The 6,110-nt window shown below is 63.3% G+C and carries 2 protein-coding genes; one reads left to right on the top strand and one right to left on the bottom strand.

From position 1 onward, the window contains the following. Window positions 1-181: 181 nt before the first annotated feature. Entirely contained in the window at window positions 182-4,075 is a 3,894-nt protein-coding gene (gene purL / locus CQ007_RS18680) for a phosphoribosylformylglycinamidine synthase (RefSeq protein WP_105647353.1), read from the bottom strand. A 173-nt stretch (window positions 4,076-4,248) separates the two neighbouring features. Here purL and mltF point away from each other — a divergent pair, with 173 nt between their 5' ends. Next, window positions 4,249-5,688, top strand: coding sequence for a membrane-bound lytic murein transglycosylase MltF (gene mltF, locus CQ007_RS18675; protein ID WP_105647352.1), 1,440 nt, complete (start codon window positions 4,249-4,251; stop codon window positions 5,686-5,688). Window positions 5,689-6,110 lie beyond the last annotated feature (422 nt).

Here is a 6,110-nt window from a genome sequence, read left to right as displayed (position 1 = left end):
GGGGATGGTGATTGGGGATATATTAGCTTTTGTTGCTAGGTCTTTCCCCCTCTCCCCGGCCCTCTCCCGCGAGGGGAGAGGGGGTTTGATTGTGCAAGTGGTTGGTAATTGTGTAGGGGGTTGGTTTTTGCATACAAAAATCCCGGCGCTGGGCCGGGATTCTTTGTGGTGCGGGTTGGGGTTAGCCTACCCAGACTCTTGCGTTACGGAACATGCGCATCCAGGCGCCGTCTTCGCTCCAGTCATCAGGGTGCCAGGAGTTCTGCACGGCGCGGAATACGCGTTCCGGGTGCGGCATCATGATGGTGACGCGGCCGTCGCGGTTGGTGAGGCCAGTGATGCCACGGGGGGAGCCGTTGGGGTTGGCGGGGTAGCGGTCGGTCATGCGGCCGTTGTTGTCAACGAAGCGCAGGGCGACGCTGCTGCTGGCTTCACAGGCATCGACGGCGGCGCTGTTGGCGAATTCGGCGTAGCCTTCGCCATGGGCAATGGCGATCGGCATGCGTGAGCCGACCATGCCGCTGAGGAATACCGACGGTGACGGTTGCACTTCGACCATGGCGACCCGTGCTTCGAACTGCTCGGAGCGGTTGCGCACGAAACGCGGCCAGTGGTCGCTGCCGGGGATCAGTTCGCGCAGGTTGGACAGCATCTGGCAACCGTTGCACACGCCCAGGGTGAAGGTGTCGGGGCGGGCGAAGAAGTCGGTGAAGGCCTGGCGTGCCTGTGCGTTGAACAGGATCGATTTGGCCCAGCCTTCGCCGGCACCCAATACGTCACCGTAGGAGAAGCCGCCACAGGCGACCAGACCACGGAAGTCGGCCAGATCGATACGGCCACTGAGGATGTCGCTCATGTGCACGTCGATGGCAGTGAAGCCGGCGCGGGTGAACGCGGCGGCCATTTCCACCTGGCCATTGACGCCCTGCTCGCGCAGGATGGCCACCGCCGGGCGCATGCCGGTGTTGATGAACGGCGCGGCGACATCTTCATTGATGTCGTAGCTGAGCAGGGCTTGCAGACCAGGGTTCCGGTCATCGGCCAGGCGCTCGTGTTCCTCGTCGGCACATTCGGCGTTGTCACGCAGACGCTGGATCTGCCAGCTGGTTTCGCTCCAGGCCTGTTGCCAGCCGGCGCGGGTGCCACTGAGCACATCTTCGTCGTTGAAGCGGAAGTTGATTGCCTGTTCAGCCTTGGGCTGACCGATCACGGCGCTGCAATCGCCCAGGCCAGCGGCGGCCAGTTGGCTGAGCACGGCTTCGGTATCTTCCTGGCGCACCTGAATCACCGCACCCAGTTCTTCGTTGAACAGCGCCGGGGCCAGTTCGCTGGCGTTGCCGGCCAGTACATCGAGATTGATATCCAGGCCGCAACGACCGGCAAAGGCCATTTCCGCGACAGTGGCCAGCAGGCCGCCGTCGGAACGGTCGTGGTAGGCCAGCAGCAGGTTGTCCTGGTTCAGGCCCTGGATCACGGCGAAGAAGGCTTTCAGGTCTTCGGCGTCATCCAGGTCGGGAGCCTGCTGGCCGATGCGGTTATACACCTGCGCCAGCGCGGAGCCGCCGAGGCGGTTCTGGCCACGGCCTAGGTCGATGAGGATCAGGTCGGTGTCGCCCTGGTCCACACGCAGTTGCGGGGTCAGGGTACGGCGCACGTCCTGCACCGGGGCAAAGCCGGTCACGACCAGCGACATCGGCGAGGTCACGCTCTTGTCATTGCCGTCGTCGTTCCAGCGAGTCTGCATGGACATGGAGTCCTTGCCCACCGGTACGGTAATGCCCAGTTCCGGGCACAGTTCCATGCCGACGGCCTTGACGGTGTCATACAGACGGGCATCTTCACCAGGGTGACCAGCGGCGGCCATCCAGTTGGCGGACAGGCGGATATCGGACAGGTGCTCGATACGCGCGGCGGCCAGGTTGGTGACGGTTTCCGCGACGGCCATGCGACCGGATGCCGGGGCATCCAGCAGCGCCAGCGGGGTACGCTCGCCCATGGCCATGGCTTCACCGGTATGCACGTCGAAACTGCTGGCGGTGACGGCGCAGTCGGCGACCGGTACCTGCCAGGGGCCGACCAACTGATCACGGGCGACCAGGCCGGTGATGCTGCGGTCACCGATGGTGATCAGGAAGTTCTTGCTGGCCACGGCCGGCAGGCGCAGTACGCGCAGCGCGGCCTCTTCCAGCGCCACATCGCCAGTGAAGTCATCGCCCTGCTCGGCTTCGCGGCTGACGCTGCGGTGCATGCGCGGCGGCTTGCCGAGCAGCACGGACAGCGGCATGTCGACCGGCTGGTTGTCGAAATGGCTGTCGTTGAGGACCAGCAGCTGTTCTTCGGTGGCTTCACCGACCACGGCGAAGGGACAGCGCTCACGCTCGCAGATTTCCTGGAAACGCTCGAAGTCGGCGTTCGGCACCGCCATGACGTAGCGTTCCTGGGATTCGTTGGACCAGATTTCCAGCGGGCTCATGCCCGGCTCGTCGTTGGGAATATTGCGCAGCTCGAAGCGACCGCCGCGACCACCGTCATTGACCAGCTCGGGGAAGGCGTTGGACAGCCCACCCGCACCCACGTCGTGGATGAAGGCGATGGGGTTCTTGGCGCCCAACTGCCAGCAGCGGTCGATGACCTCCTGGCAGCGGCGTTCCATTTCCGGGTTTTCCCGTTGCACGGAGGCGAAGTCCAGGTCCTCGGCACTGCTGCCGGTAGCCATGGAGGAAGCTGCACCGCCACCCAGACCAATGAGCATGGCCGGGCCACCGAGGACCACCAGCTTGGCGCCCACCGGAATCTCCGCCTTCTCGACATGGTCGGCGCGGATGTTGCCCATGCCGCCGGCAATCATGATCGGCTTGTGGTAGCCACGGATTTCCGGGCCGCGGGGCGACTGTACGGTCTGCTCGAAGGTACGGAAGTAGCCAGTCAGCGCGGGGCGACCGAATTCGTTGTTGAACGCGGCGCCGCCCAGCGGGCCGTCGATCATGATCTGCAGCGGGGTGACGATGCGACCCGGCTTGCCGTTGTCCTCTTCCCAGGGCTGTTCGAAGCCGGGGATGCGCAGGTTGGATACGGTGAAACCGGTCAGGCCCGCCTTCGGCTTGCCGCCGCGACCGGTGGCGCCTTCATCACGGATTTCCCCACCGGAGCCAGTGGAGGCGCCGGAGAATGGCGAGATGGCAGTCGGGTGATTATGAGTCTCGACCTTCATCAGGATGTGGATCTGTTCCTGATGGGCACGGTATTCGCCGGTGCCGGGCTCGGGGAAGAAACGCCCACCAACAAAACCCTCGATCACCGCGGCGTTGTCCTTGTACGCGGACAGCACGCCTTCACTGCGCATCTGGTAGGTGTTCTTGATCATGCCGAACAGGCTCTTGTCCTGCGCCTGGCCGTCGATATCCCAGCTGGCGTTGAAGATCTTGTGCCGGCAGTGCTCGGAGTTGGCCTGGGCGAACATCATCAGCTCGACGTCGCTGGGGTTGCGCTTCAGGTCGGTGAAGCTCTGTACCAGATAGTCGATCTCGTCGTCGGCCAGGGCCAGGCCGAGATCCAGGTTGGCCTGCTCCAGGGCAGCCTTGCCACCACCGAGGATATCCACGCGGTTGAACGGCTTGGGCTCGGTGTGGTGGAACAGCTGCGCGGCGGCTTCCACATTGACCAGCGCCTGCTCGGTCATGCGATCGTGCAGCAGCGCGGTGACCTGTTGCAGCTCGGCGGCGCCGAGTTCGCCACTGACGTAATAGGCGATGCCACGCTCCAGACGGGAGATCATCCGCAGGCCGCAGTTGTGGGCGATGTCGGTGGCCTTGCTCGACCAGGGCGAAATGGTGCCGAAGCGCGGCACCACCAGCACCAGGTTGCCGCCGGGCTCTTCGACGTCCACCGAGGGGCCGTATTTGAGCAGACGCTCAAGTACCGCCTGATCCTGCTCATCCAGTTCGCCGGTCAGGTCGGCAAAATGCATGAATTCGGCATACACAGCACTTACGCCGGGAACATGCTGTTGCAGGCGCGCAAGCAGCTTGTTGCGTCGGAAATCGGAAAGGACTGGGGCTCCACGCAGGATATGCATGTTGGTATCGGCCTCGGAGATTTTGGGATGTTGGAAAAGAAGGCGCATAGGATAACCCATGCTGCGCGTTCGGGCTATTGTACCGGCGGAACTGTGCGACCAGCCGCGCACAACCATTACCCTGAAACAATCCTGCCCTATTGCCGGTGGGTGGATTTACATATACTTGGCGCATGTTACAAAACCTCTTTCGCCGCCCCGCTGCTCCCATCCTGGCCGTCCTGTGCTCGGTGCTGCTGACTGCCTGCGAGCAGCCCAGCCGCCTGGATCAGCTGCGCGAAGAAGGCACCCTGCACGTGATCACCCGCAATACGCCGACCACCTATTACCAGGGCCGGCATGGCGATACCGGGCTGGAATACGAGCTGAGCAAGCGCTTTGCCGACAGCCTGGACCTGGAGCTGAAGATGGTCGCCAGCCCGACGCTGGACGACCTCTACCAGCAGCTGGCCCAGGACAAGGGGCCGCATATTGCCGCCGCCGGGCTGACCGCCAACCCCGCCCGCGCCGACCAGGTACGTTTTGCCGATGCCTACCTGCAGGTCACGCCGCAGGTGGTCTATCGCCGCGGCGATCGGCAGCCGCGCGGCATCGAGGATCTGTACGACCGGCGTATCCTGGTGCTCAAGGGCAGTACCCTGGCTGACCAGTTGCGCCAGCTGCAGGCCGAGCACCCACAGTTGGTGTTCGAGGAGTCGGATCATCTGGAGACGGTCGACCTGCTGCGCATGGTCAACGACGACGAGATCGATTTCGCCGTGGTGTATTCCAATGAGCTGGTCGTCAACCAGGCCTTCTACCCCGCCGTGCATGTCGGCTTCGATCTGGGTCCGGCGCAGCCGATGGCCTGGGCCCTGGCCGCTGGCGAGGATGACAGCCTGGTGCAGGAGGTGAACCGCTTCTTCGAGAATATCCGTGCCGACGGTACTCTCGACCAGTTGCTGGAACGCTTCTACGGGCATGCCGATGTGCTCGATTATGTCGGTGCCCGCGCCTTTGCCCGGCATATGCAGCAACGCCTGCCACGCTTCGAGAAACTGTTCCGCCAGGCCGGCGACCAGCAGGGCCTGGACTGGCGCCTGCTGGCGGCCATGGCCTACCAGGAGTCGCTGTGGGATGTGGATGCCCGCTCGCCGACCGGGGTACGCGGGCTGATGATGCTGACGCTGCCGACCGCCAAGTTCGTCGGCGTGACCAACCGGGTCGACCCGGCACAGAGCATCGCCGGCGGTGCCCGCTATCTGGTGTGGGTACGCGACCAGTTGCCCACCGACATTCCCGAGCCCGACCGCACCTGGTTCGCCCTGGCGGCCTACAACGTCGGCATCGGTCACCTGGATGATGCGCGTATCCTGACCCGTAATAACGGCCGCGATCCGAACCGCTGGATCGATGTGAAGGATCATCTGCCGTTGCTGTCGAAGAAGCAGTGGTACAGCCAGACCCGCTACGGCTACGCTCGCGGTGGCGAGCCGGTGCATTATGTGCAGAACATTCGCCGCTACTACGAGATTCTCACCTGGGTGACCCAACCGCAGGCGGAAACGCCGCAGATGCCGGATGAGCAGTATCACGCGCCGGGGATTCTGGAGCAGCTGCCGCAGGGGATTTGAGTGGGTGGCCCTCCCCCCTCTCCCCCGGCCCCTCTCCCGCAAGGGGCGAGGGGTGACTTGGCTGATATCGCTTAGTTTTCCTGGCAGAAAATGGGCTGTCATGCCTATGTTGTGGCATGTGCCTAATCGATATTGTTGGTTGGCCTATTACTTATGTTGTCGGTTTTCACTGTCTCTCTTGTTCTGTCCGAGGGGGGGAGGCTTGTCTCCGCAAATCGGAAGCATGAGTTACACAAACCTTGGGTTTGGTCATGTAAAAGACCCGTTTTGACTACTTCTGACATCTCACTTTCAGAAAGATAAAGTGAATGCAGCCAAGTCACCCCTCGCCCCTTGCGGGGCGAAAGCGGAAAAAGCGAAGCATTGCTTCGCCCGCTTGAGCGCCCTGAGCTCTGCGAAGGGCCGGGGCGCGGAGCGGGGGC

Origin of the sequence: Pseudomonas sp. MYb185, assembly GCF_002979975.1 — a bacterium.
Lineage (GTDB): Bacteria > Pseudomonadota > Gammaproteobacteria > Pseudomonadales > Pseudomonadaceae > Halopseudomonas.
Note: the sequence above shows the minus strand (reverse complement) of the source record. Positions and strands in the feature narration are given on the sequence as shown.

Coding starts and splice junctions, on each gene's coding strand:
- mltF (WP_105647352.1), top strand. CDS start 4,249: ATGTTACAAAACCTCTTTCGCCGCCCCGCTGCTCCCATCCTGGCCGTC.
- purL (WP_105647353.1), bottom strand. CDS start 4,075: ATGCATATCCTGCGTGGAGCCCCAGTCCTTTCCGATTTCCGACGCAAC.